Origin of the sequence: Gulosibacter chungangensis (assembly GCF_008831155.1) — a bacterium.
Taxonomy (GTDB): Bacteria; Actinomycetota; Actinomycetes; order Actinomycetales; family Microbacteriaceae; genus Gulosibacter; species Gulosibacter chungangensis.
Window position 1 is genome coordinate 108,347 of record NZ_WBKB01000010.1, and the last position, 17,189, is coordinate 125,535.

The following is a 17,189-nucleotide window of genomic DNA, read 5'->3' on the forward strand; positions in this document are numbered from 1 at the left end:
GGGCCGGGTCCTGGTGGCCACCGGATGCGGTGGTCACCAGGACCCGATTGTTCGGTTGGGTGCCGGGCTAGGTGCGACTAGCTCGTCGGGACGAGGTCCCGGTAGTTCACCGACTGTGCCTCCCAGGGCTCGGCCGGGGCAGCAACACCGCTGACCGTGGTCGAGTTGTAGGCGATCGTCTCATTGCTCTGCGCGTGTGCGCAGGTGAGTGCTTCTTCAGAGATGATCTTGGTGACCTCACCCCACAGGGCGTCAGCTTCTTCGCTGTCTCCCGCGGCGATGGCCTTGTCGGCGGCTGCCTTCAGTGCGTCGCTCTCCACGCCCGAGGGGTTACCGGATGCATCCGCAGCGAACCAGGACATGTACCAGTCGTAGGGCGTCAATTCGTCATTCGCGGCGAGACCGGCCGGGTACTGGCCGCTCGACCAGACGCTCGAGAACTGGGGCGGCGGCATCGTGGTGACGGTGGCACTGAAGTCACCAATCTGGCTGGCCTGATCCATGAAGATGCTGATCTGCTGCTCGTTGTAGGGAGCCGCGGCGATTTCGAAGCTCACGCTGGGGCTGCCGGCGTCGGCATACAGCGACTTGGCGGCATCGAGGTCGAAGGGGTAACCGGTGATGTCGGGGTTGTAGCCGATCTCACCCTCGGTAAAGTGCTGCGTCGACGGCGTGAGCTTGCCGATGACCTGCGCTGCCTCATCCACGTTAATCGCGGTGCACACCGCCTGGCGCAGTTCCTGGGATTCGAAGACTCCGCCTTCGCCGCGATCGAAGAAGATCAGGTTATTGCGGATGGCCGGGTAGTCGAAGGTGGTGATATCCGTGCCGTCAAACTTGGTCAAGACGCTTTCCTCGACGTCGGAGATGTCGATCTCACCGTTGAGAAGCGCAGCCGCTGCTGACTCGGATTCATTGATGCCGTAGATTTCCACGTTGGCGAAGCCCGGCATCTCACCCCAGTAATCAGCGAAAGAACCGAAGTAGAGCTTGGTGCCGACGATCGAAAGTGCATCATCGTAGGCCCAGGGCGAGGTGCCGACCGGAGTCTGTGCGATCGTGCCGTCTTCGATGGCCTTCGGGCTCGCGATCGGCAGCGCACGGGTGGTAAGCACCGTCGGCAGCGAGGGCGAGATCTGCGAAAGGTTGAGCTTGACGGTGTAATCATCAACCACATCCACCGACTCCACCGTCGAGAAACTTCCCGACCAGGCAGTGGCACCATCGCGCACGTTCTCAATGTTGACCTTGACCGCTTCGGCATTGAAGGGTTCCCCGTCGTGGAAGGTAACACCCTCGCGAAGGTTGAGGGTCAGCGCGTCCTCAGTGAGTTCATAGTCGGTGGCGAGAAAGCCCACGGGGTGACCATCCTCACCCGGTGCAAGCAGGGTCTCATAGGGCACGCGCATGAGCCCGCCCTCGATTTCCGATCCGGGAGCCCAGCTCTCCGGGAAGCCGCTGAAGTTCACCCGTAGGGTGGCGTCTTCGGCGGCTGCGGTGGTGCCGTCAGTGCTTCCGCCGCCGCCCGAAGCGCATCCGGTCAGGAAGAGCGCCGCACCCACAAGTGGTGCTACGACTCGCAAAAGTGGTCGTCTACTGCGTGGCATTTGTGCCTCCTTGCATCATGCCAAATCACTTCTTAAATCAAAAAAGATTTGTCGTGTGATTTCAAGTGTAATAACTCATTGGGGGTTTTGCATTGCGAATTGTGCGGTATCAATCCGCCTGACTCGCATTGCTGGGCGGACATTATGGGGTTTCCGCAACCACGCGGTTGCGAAGCGTGCCGAGTCCCTCAATTGAGGTCTCGACCACATCTCCCGGCACCAGGAACAGGCCCTTCGGGGCACCAATTCCTGAGGGTGTGCCGGTGGCGATGATGTCGCCGGGGTACAGCGTCATCACCGTGGAAAGCTCCACGATCTGGTCGTAGATGTCGTAGATCATGTCGTTCGTGAGATCGTTCTGGCGCTCTTCGCCATTGACCGTGAGCTGGATGCGCAGATTGTGCGGGTCCTCGACCTCATCGGCAGTGGTCAACCACGGCCCGATCGGCCCGTGCGTGTCGAAGGACTTCCCAAGCGTGAACGTCGGCGAGCGCTTCTGCAACCAGTCGCGCACCGAGAAATCATTCGCGACGAGATAGCCGCCGATCACCGAGGCCGCATCCTCCCGGCGCACGTGCTTGCACTGACGCCCGATGACCACCCCGAGCTCGGCCTCGTAGTCGAGCTTGTCGGAGACCGCAGGCCGGATCACATCGCCATTCGGGTCATTAATGCAGGAGACCTGCTTATTGAACCAGAACTGATTTTTCGGGGTTGGGATGCCGTCGGCCGCAGCCTCTTTGGCATGTTCGGCGTAGTTCATTCCAATCGCGAGGTACTTCTGCGGCCGGTCAATCGGCGCGAGCAGTTCCACCTCCGCGAGCGTGTGCCGCTCCCCTGAGATAACCTCGAGTTCCGCCACGCGAGCGGGCAGCTGGTCGAGCAGCTCACGAACCGAGCCGCCCACCGCATCCGTCAGATCGGTTATGGTGTCACCTTCGACGCGGCCCACGCGAGCCGGCCCGTCACCAATGCTGTAGCGAGCAAGTTTCATCGCTGCAGTGCTCCTTACTTATTAGGCTCTTGCTGTTCCGAGGGCAGGTCGCCCCAAATTTTTTCGCCGAAGGGTGTGAGTTGGAAGCTCACGAATCGCCACCGGTCGCCACCGTCGCGGTGCAGCACCTGGGTGACAATCCCGTCAACCACGCGCTCGCTGCCGTCGGGGTTCCCCAGCCGATTGCGAATCGATCCGGTCACCGCGACCACGTCTTCGGCAAGTTGGGTAATCGTCAACTCGCCGCGCTGAATCTCGCGGTAGGCCTGCCTGGTACGCGTGTGTTCGAGCAGCATGGCCTTGGTGTGGCGCACGCCGGGGGCGTGGATGTGCACGAGCGCCTCGTGATAGAGGTCAGCGAGCGCATCGAGATCGACCTCGACCAGGGCACGGATGCGCTCGGCCTCGACCGCCTCGATCTCGCGTCGGAGCTCCGCGTCGGCGGGTCGAACCTCTGTGACCTGCTTAGCGGACGGCATGCTGGTTCTCCCAAGAGTCCTCGGCCTCCCAGGTGCGGAACCCGGTGGTGTGACCGTCTTCAAACCCCGGTCGCGGCTGGCCGGCGAGCGCGTGATATTTGCTGAAGATCGCATCCGCCTCGGCCATCGGCAATACCTGCTCGATGTCGTCGAAAGGCTGCGCGTCGGTGCGGTCCTGCACCAGGCGGCGAATCACCTCATAGGCCTCACCGCGGTTGGCGAGCACGAGTCGGTTCACGCGCTCGAGTCGCTCAGCTTCGAACTCCTGCAGCGCCCGCTCGGGGTTTTCCGGATGCGCGGCAAGCTTCTCCGCAATCACGCGGCCATCGACAATGGACTGGCAAGCGCCGTTGCCGCCACGGGGGTACATCGCGTGCGCGGCATCGCCGATGAGCACCACGCGGCCGTCAACCCAGCGGTCGAGTGGGTCGTGGTCGACGAGCGGGTAGACGTACACCTCTTTGGCGTCGCGCAGCATCTGCTGCACGTCGAGGAAGGGAAGCTTTGTGTCGTCGAAGAGTGGAATTAGGTCGTTCACTTCCCCCGGGGTGTTCCAGTCCTCATACATTTCCTCGCCCTCGGTTTCGACAACCCAGTTCACGAGGGTCTTGCCGGTTCCCTCGTAGTCGAGGTGCAGCGGGTAGACAATCATTGAGGCGATGCGGGGCGCGCCAATGTGCAGGATGGTGTGGCCGTCGCGGTACGGGTCCATCACCGTGACGCCGCGGTACATGCGAATGCCCGAGAATTTCGGCGAGGACTCGGTCGGGTGCATCTGTGCGCGCACCACCGACTTGATGCCGTCGGCTCCGAGCAGCACATCCACATCCTTGACAACCTTTTCACCCTCGCGGGTTTCCAGGTGCAGTCGGACACCTTCGGCCGTGTTTTCGTAACGCTCGAGCCCGATACCGAGCTGGATTGCATCCGGCCCGAGCCGCTCAAGCACGGTGCGGTAGAGCAGCATCTGGAGGTAGCCGCGGTGCACGAAGCGCTGCTGGTGCTGGTAGCCCATGTGCGTGCCGCACTTTTCGGCGTAGATCTCCTGGCCGTGGTTGCTATAGAAAATCGAGTCCACCGCTTCATTCGAGATCGCCTCGAACTCAGCGAGCAGCCCCAGCTCCTCGAGCTCCTTGACACCGTAAACCTTGATGTCGAGGCCCACTCCGAGGGGCTTGATTTCGCGCACCTTTTCGTAGATCACCGGAGCGAAGCCCTGCTGATGTAGCCGTAGTGCTGCCGCCAGGCCAGCGGGCCCGGCACCGATAATTGCAATGTTCATGTGGACTCCTTCGTCGGGGATTTGCTGAGTTACTGAGATTTGATTGCTGCGGATGCGCTAGCTGAGTTCCGGGAAGATTTCGCGGAAGAAAGCCTCGTAGCGGTCCTTCGTGCGCTTCGCGTTGCGCTCGTGAAAGCCGACCACCGGGTTTTCGGGGGCGAAGCGCGCACCCTCGCTCGTATAGCCGTGCTTGGTGTGGCTATAGAGGTCGAGCTCCCAGTCGACTCCGGCGGTTGAGAGCGCTCGATCAAGTTCTGCACGCTGTTCGGGGGTTGCCATCGGGTCGATCGCGCCGAGGGTTACCAGCACGCGAGCTTCGCGCGGCGACCAGTCGTATTCGATGAGGTCAAGGCCCGGATGCACAGCCACGGTCGCCAGCACATCTCCGGCGACCCGCAGGTATTCGAGCGCGGAGGACCCACCGAAGCAGAACCCCATATTCGCGAGGCGCGCGGGGTCGATTTCTGGTTGCTGGCGAGCTGCATCGTGCGCGGCGGCGATACGCCCCTGCCAGAGCCCGGGGACCTGTTTCATCGCACCGATGTACTGGCCAATTTCGTCCTGGGCGGGTGTCGCCCGTTCGCCCCAAACGTCCGCGAGGAAGACCGACAGCCCCAGCTCGGCGAGATTACGCGCGGTCTGGACCATCTGCTCGCCGAGCCCGAACGCATCGTGGATGAGCACGACCCCGGGCCCAGCGACTGCGTCGACCGGCGCCACGAGCATGCCGCGCAGCTCGGGCGAGGCCGAATAGCTAATGTCCCGCTCGATGAGTTGCGCCATATCCATTCCTCCTCGAATGTGCGTTCCGCAGCGAGGTGAGTCGTGCATCCGCTGCTTACCTGGATGAGCGTACGTCAATATCGTAAAAGATTTCAAGTGTGAATTTCCCACTTGATTTCTTTTGTGATTTTCTGCAGGATGAATGAACCGCAAGCGCGACGGCGCGCTCTGCCTGGACTCGGGAGAGACACATGACAGTTGTCGACATCAACATCCACCACCTGCCGGAAGACCTCTTCACAAATAAGAAGATCCTCAACGGCTTCCTCAACAGCGCTCCTCGCGGCTTTGGCGAGATCGCCAGCGTCATCGAGATGGACAACGGCAAAAAGCAGCTCGTCCTCGAGAAGCCCAAGGGCTTCCCGAACCTGAACTATGTTGAGGGCGACTACTCAGTCGAGGCCAAGCTCGCCGCGATGGATGAAGCTGGGGTCGACTACGGCATCATGCGCGTGCCCGTGTGGCAAGAATGGCTCGATCTCGAGACCTGCAAGGCCGTGAACGACAACGCCGCCTCGATCGTGGAACGCTCGGGCGGGCGACTGTTCGCCACCGCCTGCGTGCCCCCGTGGGACCGCGAAGAGAACGTGGCGGAACTCAAGCGCTGCGTTGAAGAACTCGGCTTCGTGGGTGTGCAGCTCGCCTGCCACTACGGCCAGCTCTACCTCGACGACGAGGCATTCCGCCCGTACCTACGCGAGATCGAAAAGCTCGGGGTGCCCGTGGTGGCGCACCACACTCCCCTGCCGGTGGAGTACAAGTCGGTACTCGAATACACCAACCTGCGCCGCGAATTTGGTCGCATCTCCGACCAGGCCACCGCGGTTGGCCGCGAACTCTTCAGCGGCATGTTTGACGAGATGCCGGGGCTGCGGTTCATTCACACCATGTTCGGCGGCAACTGGTTCGCGAACGCGAACCTCCTCACCCCGAAGAAGCCGCAGAAAAAGGAGGCTATGCAGCGCCTCGACCCGACCGGCGGCGAGAAGATCCAGCAGTACATGCGCGAGAACATCTTCTTCGACATGACCCACCCGCACTCCTGGGGTAAGCACCAGGTCGAAGCCGCGATCAAGGTCTCCGGCGCCGACCACTACCTCTTCGGTTCCTCTTTCCCCGTGTTCTACAGCTGGATGGGCCAGGGCGTGGACTTCATCGAGAACGAACTCGAAATCACCGCGGAAGAGCGGGAGCTCGTCTTCTCCGGCAACGCGAAGCGCCTGTTCAACCTGCCGATCTAACCCATATTCAACTGCATCCCGAGGTGACCACCATGTCGAATGATATTGACGAGTTCTTCTCCACCGATCGCACAAAGGGCACCGGGGAGACCATCGAGCTACCTGAGTCGAACTACCGCGAGTTCGTGTACGACCTCGATGACCCGATCGTCAGCAATTATCGCGAGATGGATTACGAGGAGTTCACGGCAGACCGCCAGCAGGCTCAATTCCTGCGCGATCTACTCAACTTCTGGGACGAGCTCTACCGCGAACCGTTCGTCGGCATCACCTCCGACGGCACGCGGCGCGAGGGGCTATATCGCCTCCCGCCGCGTGCCGTGAAGAACAACCCGCAGGCAATTGCGGCCGCTTCGGCGTTACTAGAGGCGCTCTCCCCCGCTGATCGGGATGCGTTGGGATACGACCTCGACGCACCGGAATGGCGCGGTTGGAGCAATCCGGAGTTCGTGTTCAAGCGTATTGGGCTGCGGCTCGAGGAACTGCCGGAAGAACAATTCGCACTGGTGGATGCGGTACTACGGGCCTCACTGAGCGAGCAGGGCTATGAGCGGGTGCGAGAAGCCATGGCACTCAACGGCTTCCTCGGCGAACTCACCCAGCTGCCACAAATTATGAACGACCGCAGTTACTGGTTTGCGGTCTACGGTGAACCCTCGGGCTCGCAACCCTGGGGCTGGCAGCTTTTCGGACACCATGTGGCGCTCAACTTTGTATTTGTGGGCGGCCGCGAGGTGTGCGCCCCGGTATTTATCGGCGCAGAGCCTGCCCTTTCGGAAGCCGAGCATCCACCGATCTTCGAACACCGCGAGCGCCTCGCACTCACACTGTCCGACTCTTTCACCGATGAGCAGCGCGCCAAGGCCGTGGTCTACGAATCGGTGCTCAACGAGGCGATGCCGGAGGGTCGCATCCACCCTGCCGATGAGCGTCATGTGGCGGGTGCCTTCCGCGACAATCGCGTGGTGCCCTACGAGGGAATTCTCGCGACCGAGTTGGATGCACAGCAGCGAGATTTGGTGCGCGAGATCGTGCGTGATTTTTATGCACTACTGCGGCCAGAGCAGTTGGAATTGACGCTCGCCGAGTACGACGAGCACGTGGACGAGACTTATGTGTCTTGGTATGGCGCCACGGATGGTTCGACACCGACGTATCTGCGCATCCAGAGCCCGGTGATCCTCGCCGAGCTCGATCACCATGCCGGGGTGTGGCTGAGCAATCGCACCCCCGCGCGCTTCCACGTGCACTCGACCCTGCGCCACCCGAACGGCAACGACTACGGCAAGGCCCTCATCGCCGATTGGGAACGTCAACAACTTGCTGAGGACTAGGCAGGGCCTATCTGCGCGAGTGGCACTCGCAGCGTTGTCTCGCAACAAAAAAATTCGCAGTTTCAGGTACTTCCAATAGTTTCAATGCGCTGATACCCTGACTGCAGCTCGCAATGATGCGAGGCCACAGAGAAAGGTGCACAGATGCCCACAATCCAGCAAGACACCCACCGCAATACCGCCAGCCTGCAGCAGGAAATCGACGCCGCCGGGGGTCCGCTCGGGCTCCTGCGTGGCGGTCGCAGCGGCACATTCCCCTTCCCCATCGCTCCAGAATTCACCAACTGGCGTGATGAACAGACCGCGTGGCGAGAATCTGCCGCATTGATGGACCTCTCCCACCACATGACCGACCTCGTGGTGCAGGGCCCCGACGTGATTCCACTCCTTTCTCACGTGGGTGCGAACGGCTTCAAGGGCTTCGGCGCAATGAAGGCAAAGCAACTCATTGCGGTCGGTCCCGACGGCAATATGATCGGCGACGCGATCCTCTTCGGCATCGGCGAAAACCACGTACGCATCGTCGGCCGCGCACCGGCGCTCAACTGGGTGCAATTCAACGCCGAGAAGCACGGTTACGACGTGACCATCCGCCGCGATGAGCGCACGGTGCAGAATAAGCAGGGACGCGAACTCTACCGACTACAGCTGCAGGGCCCCACCGCCGGCGCGATCTACGAAAAGGTCAATGGCGGGCCGCTGCCCGAAATCCCCTTCTTCCACATGGGCAAGTTCAATGTCGGCAAGTACGAGGTCACCGCGCTCAACCACCGCATGAGCGGCTTCCCCGGCTACGAGTTCTTTGGCCCATACGAGGAATTCGAAGATGTCCGCGACACAATCCTCGAAGCCGGTGCCGAGCACGGCCTACGCCAGGTCGGTGGCCGCGCATATGCATCCGTCGCGACCGAGTCGGGCTGGATCGCGAACACCCTGCCGGCGTACTATTCTTCGGCCGAGACTCAGGAATTCCGCGAGTGGCAGTCGAGCCGCTCCTTCGAGGCAACCCTGCAGCTGGGCGGCTCCTTCGTGGGCGAAACCATTGAGGACTACTACCTCACCCCCTATGACCTCGGCTACAACCGGATGATCCGCTTCGATCACGACTTCATCGGCCGCGAGGCGCTTGAGCGCATCCAGCACCAGCCCCACAAGAAGAAGGTGTGGATCAAGTGGCAGCCCTCGGAGGCTGCGCGCATCGTCGAGAGCTACACGCTGCCGGGCGACCAGCGCCACAAGTACCTCGAGATGCCAGCCGCCTTCTACACCGGCTCACAATTCGACCGGGTTGAGGATGTGGACGGCAATCTGATCGGCTTCGCCATGCTCACGAGCTACACGGCCAATGTGCGGGGTTGGATTTCTCTGGCGGTGGTTGACGAGGATCAGGCCATCGAGGGACGCGAAGTTAATGTGGTCTGGGGTGAGCCCAAGGGCGCAACAAAGAATCCGCAGGTCGAGAGCCACACAGTCACGAAGGTTCGCGGTGTCATCAGCGACCGCCCCTTCACCGAGGGCACGCAGGGTTCGGGCGCCTAGCGAGTGATCGCGATCCGTGCGGAAGATTGCGGGGCTGGTGGATGCGCATCCACCAGCCCCGCAGTCTCACAGACGTGAGCCGCTTTGGGCTATTTACGCGTGTGGTCGGTGAATTCCGCCACGCGGGCTTCGACGTCCTTAGTCTCGACCGCGATCAGCGTGTTCACCTCGTGCTGGCGAGCAAGCGCCTCGATCTCATCGAAGGAACCACCCGACTCGATCAGTGCCACGAGTTCCTCGTGCTCATCCAAAGCCGCGAGTGCCCGGCCGGGTGCCGCCCAGAATGCCGATCGGCGGATGACCTGCATGCGCATCCATTCGGCATCGAGCAGCCGGTTGAGGTTCTCGTCATCGCACTTGCCGCAAAGCACCTGATGAAACTGCCAGTTAAGCTGCCCGAAGGTGGCGGTGTCGAAGTTCTCGAGCGCCTGCCGCATATCGGCGTTGAGCTTGCGCGCCGCAGCCAGGTCTTCCGCGGTGAGGTTTGGTGCCGAAAGGGCAGTCGCAAGCCCCTCGAGCCGCGAAAGCAATCGCAGCGTGCGGTACCAGGCCCCACCGTCGAAGCGGCGCACGATCGCCCCGACATTGGGAATGATCTCGACCCAGCCCTCGGCTTCCAGCCGCCGCAGCGATTCGCGCCAGGGACCGGAGCTAATGCCGTACTCGCGCGACACCTGGTCGATTACCAGGCGAAAGCCGGGCACGAAGGTGCCATCGGCAATGCGATCCTTCAGGATCTGGTATGCCTGTTCAGACTTACTCTTGGCCGGGGCGTCTTTGCTAACCATAAGGAAATCATAATCGAAATCACAATTGATTTTGGCCTGGATTTCAAAAGATACGCCGTGGGATGGAGTCTTCCACGCCAGCGCATGCCAAACTACAGACAACACGAACCCGGATGCGCTGACCCTCACGCCGACGACCCGTCGCGTGCGAGACTACAAGCCAGTTCAACGAAGACACCCCAAGAAAGTGCAGCACCGTGACCGAACTCGTTGGATGGACCGATGGACTCCCCTTCAAACTATTTCGAGCCCACCAGGTCCTTCGCAAGAAGCTCGACGACACCTTCGCCGACCTCGGAGTTACCTCCTCGCAGGTCGGCATGGCGGTTCACCTCGACGAGCTCGGGAACCTCTCCGGTTCCGACCTTGCCCGGCTGCTGCACGTATCCCCGCAGTCGACGTCGACCACGCTTTCTTCGCTCGAGCGGATGGGCTGGGTCACGCGGGTGCCGCACCCCACACACAAGCGCATCATTTGGTATCAACTGACGGATGCCGGGCGCGAGGGAGTGCGCGCGGGCAAGCAAGCACTCAGTGAATTACAGGCCGAGCTCGCCGAGACCCTCGGCGAGGACCTCGTGCGCGACTCGAAGGCCGCGCTCACGGACATCGTGGAAAAGGTAGAGGGCCCGCAGCCTAGCTACGAGCCCCTCTGGCCTACTGTCTAACGCCCCGCATCCGCGCCGCCGCGCCTCACCGAGCCGGGTCCACACAGCGCCGAGCCATGCCGCAATCACCGAGCCATGCTGATAGAACAGCGCGGCTCGGTGCAAACACCACGACTCGGCGCTAACCCACCGGTCGACTACACCTGCGCGGGGGTGTTCGCGCGGTATTGCGTGCGCGCGTACTGGTCGTATGGCGAGGGTTGCACGATGCCGCGGATGCGCTCGAAGCCGAGATCTGCATCCGACGCGGTTCCCGCACCTGGGTGGCTACCGTAGACCACTTCAACTTCGGTGCCGGGAGTAGCGGCGCTTGCATCCACGATCGACAGCGCGAGCACTCGATCCAGCGGTGAGATCCGCGTGGTCCAGTAGGTCATTCCCTGAAGGCCGTGCGAATCCTCGATCCGCAGCCGCGCGTAGGTGTTGAAGTAACCAAGGTCGGCACCGAGCACTCGCGCGACATCCTCGCGGTTGAACTCAATCGTGACGCGCTTTCGCGTGGCGGTCTCCCGAGCAGCCGCGAGCGCATCCCGACCGATGAACTCGTGGTCGAGGTGAATCGAGCGGCCGTAACCGAGCTCCCACGGCGAAAGATAGTAGTCCTCGATATTCTCCGAAAAGTAGCTACCCGACAGGGGCCGCTTGCCTTCAAAGGAGAACTCGCTGATCGACTCGCGGTAGTCGCGCAACTTCGGGTCGGTGTAGATCGCGGGAGTCGGGGTGGGAATCCAGCCGCTTTCCACGCCATTGGTGAAGTAGGCCATGCCGCCGACCAGCTGCAGGTCGTTTGGCGTACCGGCCGCAACCAGCGCATCCTTCACCGCGTCGTAATCGGCGTAATCGCCGATCAGCTCGAAGCCCGCCTGGCCAGCCATGCCGTGCCGCAGTGCACGAACGCGCTTCCCGTCGATGTCGACGAAGGCCGAGTGGAAGAATTTCACCTCGGGAGCCGGGCCGCCGAGTGCGCGCTCCATGACTTCCATCGCGGCGGGTCCTTGAATCTGGAAGCGGAATAGGCTCGGGTCGCCTTCCTTCCGAACCGATGCGTCCGGTTCGGTGGTGACCTCGACGTCATAGCCGCCGGTGCGTGCGTGGTAGCCAACCCAGGTGTGGGATGCGGGCGGTCCCGCGAGCGTGAAGGAGTTCGTATCGTTTCGCAGCAGGATGCCGTCGGTGATGATATTGCCGTCGTAGGCGACCGGGATGAACTGCTTGGCCTGGCCGATCGCGAACTTCTCATAGTTGTTCGCACTGACCTCGCTCAGTAGTTTGACCGCATCCGGCCCCACGATGAAGCTGTTAAACATGTGGTACGAAAGGTCAAAGAGCGCCACGGTCTCGCGCCAAGCGACCTGTTCTTGAGCCCAACCTCGGTATTCCGGGGGAACGACTGGCACCGTCCAGGCTTTGGCATCGGGCACCCATAGCAGGTTGATTGGCGATCCGGCGGCATCGATGGCCTCTTGCAAGTTGCGTCCGTACATGGTGATTCCTCTTCGTTGTGGAAAGTGTGAAAATTTGCGGTTAGTTGGCGAGGTAGTCTTCGGCCCATTTCGAGGTCGCGGCCACCCCTCCGAAGGTGTAGAAGTGGATGCCCACATCGCCGTGGACTTCCGGGTCGAGGTGTTCTGCGAGAGTTTCGAGCAGTCGATCGGGGCCAGCGGTGCCCATCAGGTTGGTGAGCGAGAAGCCGTATTTCTTCACGATCCCCGCGCTCGAGGAGATGCCAAAGCGGCGCGCGAACCCCAGCAGCCGTTTCACGCCAGCTGGCCCCGGCACACCGATGCGGATTTTCGCGGTAATGCCGCGTTTGCGGACCTCGGCGATCCAGTCGAGAATCGGCGCCTCATCGAACCCAAATTGGGTGAGGATATTTGCTTCGAGGCCCTGTGCCGCGAGCGCGCGAGTCTTCTTCTCGAGTTCTTCCCAGAGCACGTCCTGCGAAATATCCGGATGACCCTCGGGATAACCGCCGATGCCCACGTGTTCGACGCCGTACTCGGGCAGAATCCCCGATTCGATCACCTCGAAAGAGGATGCATAGGGCCCCTCGGGTACCGCCGGGTCGCCACCAACCACAAAGAGTTGTTTACTGGCACCTGCGTCCTGCAGCACTCGTAAGGATTTCCGCAGCTCCGACTGCCCCTTCAATCTGCGGGCCGCGATGTGCGGGACCGGGGTGAGCCCAGCATCCAACACCGCTTTGGCCCCGGCCACGCGCTGCTCGAGACTCTCGGTAGCGAGGAAGGTGACGTTGACTCGAGTTTTCGCCGGGAGGTGGGATGCGGCTTCGGGCACTTCGTCGATATCCCGTGCGGTCATTTCGATGGAGTAGTCGCGTAAGAGCACGACCGGGTTTTGGGTGGCAATCATAGGGGTCCTTCGGTAGTGGTGACTTCGTTGTCGGCTAGTTGGAGAAGACGACCGTCTCGTGGCCGTTGAGCATGACCCGGTCTTCGCAGTGCCAGGTGACCGCGCGTGCAAGTACCTGGCGCTCAACGTCAGCACCGCGGCGCTGCAGATCGGCGGCGGTGTCGGCGTGGGTGACGCGCACGACGTCCTGGTCAATGATTGGCCCTTCATCGAGGTCAGCGGTCACGTAGTGGGCAGTGGCGCCGATGAGCTTGACCCCGCGTTCTTTCGCCTTGCGATAGGGCGCGGCACCGATAAATGCGGGCAAGAAAGAGTGGTGAATGTTGATGATCGGCACCCCTACCTGGTCAAGGAACTCGGGCGAGAGAATCTGCATGTAACGAGCCAGCACCACGAGGTCGACGTTACCTTCGAGGAGCTTGACGATTTCAGCTTCGGCCGCGGATTTGTCGCTGCCCGCGGCGGAAGGCACGTGGAAGAACGGCACGTTGAACTGTCGCACGTCGGCGGCGACGTCCACGTGATTTGAGATCACCATCGCCACGGACATGGGGATATCGCCGCGCCGCTGTCGCCACAGCAAGTCGAGCAGGCAGTGATCGGCCTTTGAGGCGAGGATGGCGACGCGCTTGATTTTGCTGCCGGGAATGAGTTGCCATGTGAGCCCCAATTCTTCAGTGATGTTGTCCTCGAGCGCCGCCTCAAGTGCGGACTGTTTTGCTTCGAAGTCCGTGACCGTAAACACGGTGCGCTGGAAGAAATTGCCCCCGAAAGGGTCATCGCTGTGCTGGTCGAGCGAAATGATATTCGCGTCAAAATCGGCCAGCACGCTCGATACTTCGGTTACGAGTCCCTGGCGGTCAGCTCCGCTGACCAGCAGCGTCGCCTGATCGCGGCGAATCACCTGGGGCAGGGTTCCTCTAGTCGGTTGGGTGGCGGTCATTTCTTCTCCTCGTCGAACCGAAATGAGTGCGGATTGATCGTCCTCGATCGACAGTTTCAATCTACTGAAACTGCCGGAGGGTGTCAACCACTTGAAACTCTTGATCTCAGCCAATCCGACATCCGTTAGCGAGAGAATGGAGCCGACGCCACATACCCCTTCCGGCGTCAGTCAAGGAGCAATCATGAAGGCCGTACGGTTCACCAACTGGAAAACGTTCCCCGAACTCAAAGAGATTGACCGCCCGACACCTGGCCCGGGCGAGGTGCTATTGAAAGTTGCCGGAGCGGGCGCCTGCCACTCCGATGTCGCAATTTTCCAGGACTACGACGCCGACTTTCCCGTCGCACATTTCCTGGGCCCGGAATACACGCTCGGCCACGAAAACTCCGGCTGGATTGAAGAACTCGGCGAGGGCGTGACCGGCCTTAAGAAGGGCGACGCCTACCTCATCTACGGCCCGATCGGCTGTGGTCACTGCCGTTCTTGCTCGCGCGGGCAGGACACCTACTGCGACAACGTTGCTGAAATGCCCTACATGGGCATGGGCCTCGGTCGCGATGGCGGCATGGCGGAGTACATCGTGGCCCCGGCCCGCAACCTCGTCCCCCTCGGCGACGCCGACCCGGTTGAGGCCGCTCCCCTGGCGGATGCCGGGCTCACCCCGTACCACGCCATCAAGACTTCGATGCGTCAGCTCGAGGGTGGCGGGAAGTTCGCACTCGTCATCGGCCTCGGTGGCCTCGGCCAGCTCGGCGTGCAGATGCTGAAGGCACTCACCGGCGCGACCGTGATCGCCACCGACATGAAGGCGGATGCGATGGCCATGGCAGAGCGCAACGGCGCCATCACGGTCGAGGGCGGCCCCGACCAGGCCGCGAAGATTCGCGAGCTCACCGGCGGCCGCGGGGTGGATGCGGTGTTCGACTTCGTCGGCGTCAAGCCGACTGTCGAGGTGGCACAGCAGGTCGTCGCGCGCCGCGGTCGCATCACCGTGGTGGGCATCGCCGGCGGCAAGGTCGAGTGGGATTTCTACACGAATCCCTACGAGGCTGAGCTCACCAACACCTATTGGGGCACGATCGAGGACCTCTACGACGTGGCGGATCTCTACCGCGCTGGCCTCATCAAGCCCGAGGTGACCGTCTACCCGATGGACAAGGCCCTCGACGCCTACCAAGACCTCGTCGACGGCAAGGTCTCCGGCCGCGCGGTCGTTGCACCTCACTCCTAGTAGTCAGGTGACGCGGTGGCCCTGACGGGCCACCGCGGATGAACCGTCACCTTCGCCTAACGCCGCACCAAAGTTAGCCAAGCCAAGGGCAGCAGCACCACGATCGCAATCAGCGAGAGGATCGAGAAGCTGCTGAGGATGAGCAATGGGCCAGCGGCGAAGGCGGCGGTTGCACCGAAAAGGTTCGACAGTGCATCCACCCCGCCCTGCGAGGAAGCTCGCGTTTCTTCCGACACCACTCGGCTGAAAAGCGCAGAGCCGGCGACGTTGATGAAGGACCAGCCGACACCGAGCAGGATGAGGGAGGTAATCACTCCCCCGGTCTCTTCAGGCCAGGCCGCACCAATGCTGAGGGATGCGACGAGAATGCCGATCCCGAAGGCGATCGTCGGGCGGGTCCCGAACTTGTCGTTGAGGTACCCAACCAGTGGCGCCAGCGCATACATCCCGGCGACGTGCAGGCTGATGGTGAAGCCGATCACAGTGATCGAATCCCCCATGTGCTGCATGTGCACCGGCGTCATGGTCATGATCGCCACCATCACCACTTGCGCGGTAATGATCGCGATGACGGCATAGCGCGCGGGCCGGTTCGTGCTCAGTTCTTGCATCACCTTCCGGATACGTGCGCCCATCGATTCCGGCTTCCTCGCCTCGATTCCGGATGCACGTTGCAGAGTCACGAGCGGATCTGGCCGCAGCAGCGCGAAGACAATGAGTCCGGCGACCGCCAGACAGACGGCAGCGATGAGGAACGCGCCTGCGTATACGGTAAGGCCCGTGCGCTCGCCAATGAATCCACCCGGAACCCCGAGGTTTGGACCGAGGACGGAGCCGATCATCCCGACCCAGACGACCAGTGAGAGCGCCCGACCCTTGTGAGCGGGTTCCGCGAGGTCGGTGGCGGCAAAGCGAGCCTGCAGGCTCACGGCGGAACCCGCGCCAATCAGCAGCAGCCCCACGAATAGGGGAACCACCAAACTGAATTGCGCTGCCACAACCAACATCGCACTCCCCAAGGCCGCAGCCCACCAGCCGCTCGAGAGCGCGAAGCGACGTCCAAACTGTGCTGCGAGGTTCCCCAATGGAAGCCCGAAGAGTGCGGCGCCCAGCGTGCTCGCGGTACGCGCGAGTCCCGCCCAGGCTTCGTTTTGCGTCACTTCGCTCGCGAGTAAAATGCCGACCGATGGCGCCACACCCACTCCGACCGTGCCGACGATCTGCATGATGACGAGCACCGCCATAGTGCGTCGCTGCACGGAGGCGCAATCAAGATTGCCGGTGGTTGAAGGAATGGGTTCCTTCATAGACACGTCATGTTCCCTACCAGCCAAAGTGGCACGTTCTCATCGATGTCTATTGTCCGGCACCGCACTATCGAAGCCTCGGTCCCGATGATCGCAAAGCGGCACGGCTTCCGAGAACGCGCGTGCAGCGACATCGGGCTTGAGCCCGGAGCGGGGGACCAAATCCACCGTTCTCTGGAGGATGTCCTCCGCGAGCCGCTGCATCCTGAGCAAGGCGAACAGACCAGTCCCCTCGTCGAGGTCGATCAAGAGATCAACATCACTATCTGCTCGATCCTCGCCACGAGCGACGCTGCCGAACACGGCTAGATTATGTCCGCCTAGCGGCCCGATGGCTGCTCGGAGTTCTTCTGCATGACGAACCACGGACTGCAGTGTGGACCCCTGCGCCAGCATTCGTTTTGCTCGTGCCGCCGAGCCTGCAGCATTCATGACTCCAGAATAATCTGCCAGCACCTTGAACCGCCAGCCACACCGGTTGAGTGGAAACAAAAAAAGAGGGGATACCCCAAACAGGATATCCCCTCTATAAAAGAAGTCCGGCAGTGACCTACTCTCCCACACAGTCCCCCATGCAGTACCATCGGCGCAAAGACGCTTAGCTTCCGGGTTCGGAA

Annotated in this window: 16 protein-coding genes and 1 rRNA gene; 5 read left to right on the forward strand and 12 right to left on the reverse strand. The window is 61.8% G+C overall.

Going from position 1 to position 17,189, the window contains the following annotated elements; all coding sequences use genetic code 11:
* Nucleotides 1-77: 77 nt before the first annotated feature.
* The 5 genes from F8O05_RS13410 to F8O05_RS13430 form a co-directional block, all read right to left on the reverse strand.
* Nucleotides 78-1,607: an ABC transporter substrate-binding protein gene (locus F8O05_RS13410; protein ID WP_158053257.1), complete on the reverse strand. Its 1,530-nt coding sequence runs from the start codon at nt 1,605-1,607 to the stop codon at nt 78-80.
* A 142-nt stretch (nt 1,608-1,749) separates the two neighbouring features.
* Nucleotides 1,750-2,601 carry a fumarylacetoacetate hydrolase family protein gene (locus F8O05_RS13415; RefSeq protein WP_158053258.1) on the reverse strand — a complete coding sequence of 284 codons (852 nt, stop codon included), beginning with the start codon at nt 2,599-2,601 and terminating at the stop codon, nt 1,750-1,752.
* A 14-nt stretch (nt 2,602-2,615) separates the two neighbouring features.
* A complete protein-coding gene (locus F8O05_RS13420) occupies nt 2,616-3,080 on the reverse strand; it encodes a nuclear transport factor 2 family protein (protein WP_158053259.1) in 465 nt (154 codons plus the stop codon).
* A complete protein-coding gene (locus tag F8O05_RS13425; protein WP_158053260.1) occupies nt 3,067-4,362 on the reverse strand; it encodes an FAD-dependent monooxygenase in 1,296 nt (431 codons plus the stop codon). The genes F8O05_RS13420 and F8O05_RS13425 overlap by 14 nt, the downstream gene beginning before the upstream one ends.
* 57 nt (nt 4,363-4,419) lie before the next feature.
* On the reverse strand, nt 4,420-5,145 hold the full coding sequence (locus tag F8O05_RS13430; RefSeq protein WP_192497195.1) for a dienelactone hydrolase family protein: 726 nt from the start codon (nt 5,143-5,145) through the stop codon (nt 4,420-4,422).
* A 191-nt stretch (nt 5,146-5,336) separates the two neighbouring features.
* Between F8O05_RS13430 and F8O05_RS13435 the strand changes: the two genes are divergently transcribed.
* The 3 genes from F8O05_RS13435 to F8O05_RS13445 all read left to right on the forward strand — a co-directional run bounded on the left by F8O05_RS13435 (nt 5,337) and on the right by F8O05_RS13445 (nt 9,259).
* Nucleotides 5,337-6,386: an amidohydrolase family protein gene (locus tag F8O05_RS13435; RefSeq protein ID WP_158053262.1), complete on the forward strand. Its 1,050-nt coding sequence runs from the start codon at nt 5,337-5,339 to the stop codon at nt 6,384-6,386.
* Between the two features lie 32 nt (nt 6,387-6,418).
* The gene (locus F8O05_RS13440) at nt 6,419-7,720 is read left to right on the forward strand and encodes a DUF3500 domain-containing protein (RefSeq protein ID WP_158053263.1); all 1,302 of its coding nucleotides are present in this window, start codon (nt 6,419-6,421) and stop codon (nt 7,718-7,720) included.
* A gap of 144 nt (nt 7,721-7,864) precedes the next feature.
* Complete coding sequence (locus tag F8O05_RS13445) at nt 7,865-9,259, forward strand: aminomethyltransferase family protein (RefSeq protein WP_158053264.1); 1,395 nt, start codon at nt 7,865-7,867, stop codon at nt 9,257-9,259.
* Nucleotides 9,260-9,348: 89 nt separating this feature from the next.
* Here the strand turns inward: F8O05_RS13445 and F8O05_RS13450 are convergent, their stop codons facing one another.
* Nucleotides 9,349-10,047, reverse strand: coding sequence for a GntR family transcriptional regulator (locus tag F8O05_RS13450; protein WP_158053265.1), 699 nt, complete (start codon nt 10,045-10,047; stop codon nt 9,349-9,351).
* Nucleotides 10,048-10,244: 197 nt separating this feature from the next.
* On the opposite strand from F8O05_RS13450, the gene F8O05_RS13455 reads away from it, so the two are divergent.
* Nucleotides 10,245-10,715, forward strand: coding sequence for a MarR family winged helix-turn-helix transcriptional regulator (locus tag F8O05_RS13455; RefSeq protein WP_158053266.1), 471 nt, complete (start codon nt 10,245-10,247; stop codon nt 10,713-10,715).
* A 137-nt stretch (nt 10,716-10,852) separates the two neighbouring features.
* Here the strand turns inward: F8O05_RS13455 and F8O05_RS13460 are convergent, their stop codons facing one another.
* The 3 genes from F8O05_RS13460 to purU are packed head-to-tail and all read right to left on the reverse strand — an operon-like array spanning nt 10,853 to nt 14,031.
* A complete protein-coding gene (locus tag F8O05_RS13460) occupies nt 10,853-12,199 on the reverse strand; it encodes an aminomethyltransferase family protein (protein WP_158053267.1) in 1,347 nt (448 codons plus the stop codon).
* A 40-nt stretch (nt 12,200-12,239) separates the two neighbouring features.
* The gene (locus tag F8O05_RS13465; protein WP_158053268.1) at nt 12,240-13,088 is read right to left on the reverse strand and encodes a methylenetetrahydrofolate reductase; all 849 of its coding nucleotides are present in this window, start codon (nt 13,086-13,088) and stop codon (nt 12,240-12,242) included.
* Nucleotides 13,089-13,122: 34 nt separating this feature from the next.
* Entirely contained in the window at nt 13,123-14,031 is a 909-nt protein-coding gene (purU, locus tag F8O05_RS13470) for a formyltetrahydrofolate deformylase (RefSeq protein WP_158053269.1), read from the reverse strand.
* 184 nt (nt 14,032-14,215) lie between these two features.
* Between purU and F8O05_RS13475 the strand changes: the two genes are divergently transcribed.
* Complete coding sequence (locus tag F8O05_RS13475; RefSeq protein ID WP_158053270.1) at nt 14,216-15,265, forward strand: NAD(P)-dependent alcohol dehydrogenase; 1,050 nt, start codon at nt 14,216-14,218, stop codon at nt 15,263-15,265.
* Between the two features lie 56 nt (nt 15,266-15,321).
* Here F8O05_RS13475 and F8O05_RS13480 read toward each other — a convergent pair whose 3' ends face one another.
* The 3 genes from F8O05_RS13480 to rrf form a co-directional block, all read right to left on the reverse strand.
* A complete protein-coding gene (locus F8O05_RS13480; protein ID WP_158053279.1) occupies nt 15,322-16,572 on the reverse strand; it encodes an MFS transporter in 1,251 nt (416 codons plus the stop codon).
* A gap of 39 nt (nt 16,573-16,611) precedes the next feature.
* Nucleotides 16,612-17,004 (reverse strand): nucleotidyltransferase family protein, encoded by a 393-nt coding sequence (locus F8O05_RS13485; protein ID WP_318655828.1) that lies wholly within the window; start codon nt 17,002-17,004, stop codon nt 16,612-16,614.
* Between the two features lie 105 nt (nt 17,005-17,109).
* Nucleotides 17,110-17,189 (reverse strand): 5S ribosomal RNA (gene rrf, locus F8O05_RS13490); the annotation flags it as partial.

Excerpts from the sequence above, each read along its gene's own strand:
- F8O05_RS13485 (WP_318655828.1), bottom strand. The coding sequence starts at position 17,004 with ATGAATGCTGCAGGCTCGGCGGCACGAGCAAAACGAATGCTGGCGCAG.
- F8O05_RS13480 (WP_158053279.1), bottom strand. The coding sequence starts at position 16,572 with ATGAAGGAACCCATTCCTTCAACCACCGGCAATCTTGATTGCGCCTCC.
- F8O05_RS13435 (WP_158053262.1), top strand. The coding sequence starts at position 5,337 with ATGACAGTTGTCGACATCAACATCCACCACCTGCCGGAAGACCTCTTC.
- F8O05_RS13450 (WP_158053265.1), bottom strand. The coding sequence starts at position 10,047 with ATGGTTAGCAAAGACGCCCCGGCCAAGAGTAAGTCTGAACAGGCATAC.
- F8O05_RS13410 (WP_158053257.1), bottom strand. The coding sequence starts at position 1,607 with ATGCCACGCAGTAGACGACCACTTTTGCGAGTCGTAGCACCACTTGTG.
- F8O05_RS13460 (WP_158053267.1), bottom strand. The coding sequence starts at position 12,199 with ATGTACGGACGCAACTTGCAAGAGGCCATCGATGCCGCCGGATCGCCA.
- purU (WP_158053269.1), bottom strand. The coding sequence starts at position 14,031 with ATGACCGCCACCCAACCGACTAGAGGAACCCTGCCCCAGGTGATTCGC.
- F8O05_RS13430 (WP_192497195.1), bottom strand. The coding sequence starts at position 5,145 with ATGGCGCAACTCATCGAGCGGGACATTAGCTATTCGGCCTCGCCCGAG.
- F8O05_RS13415 (WP_158053258.1), bottom strand. The coding sequence starts at position 2,601 with ATGAAACTTGCTCGCTACAGCATTGGTGACGGGCCGGCTCGCGTGGGC.
- F8O05_RS13465 (WP_158053268.1), bottom strand. The coding sequence starts at position 13,088 with ATGATTGCCACCCAAAACCCGGTCGTGCTCTTACGCGACTACTCCATC.
- F8O05_RS13420 (WP_158053259.1), bottom strand. The coding sequence starts at position 3,080 with ATGCCGTCCGCTAAGCAGGTCACAGAGGTTCGACCCGCCGACGCGGAG.
- F8O05_RS13475 (WP_158053270.1), top strand. The coding sequence starts at position 14,216 with ATGAAGGCCGTACGGTTCACCAACTGGAAAACGTTCCCCGAACTCAAA.
- F8O05_RS13440 (WP_158053263.1), top strand. The coding sequence starts at position 6,419 with ATGTCGAATGATATTGACGAGTTCTTCTCCACCGATCGCACAAAGGGC.
- F8O05_RS13445 (WP_158053264.1), top strand. The coding sequence starts at position 7,865 with ATGCCCACAATCCAGCAAGACACCCACCGCAATACCGCCAGCCTGCAG.
- F8O05_RS13425 (WP_158053260.1), bottom strand. The coding sequence starts at position 4,362 with ATGAACATTGCAATTATCGGTGCCGGGCCCGCTGGCCTGGCGGCAGCA.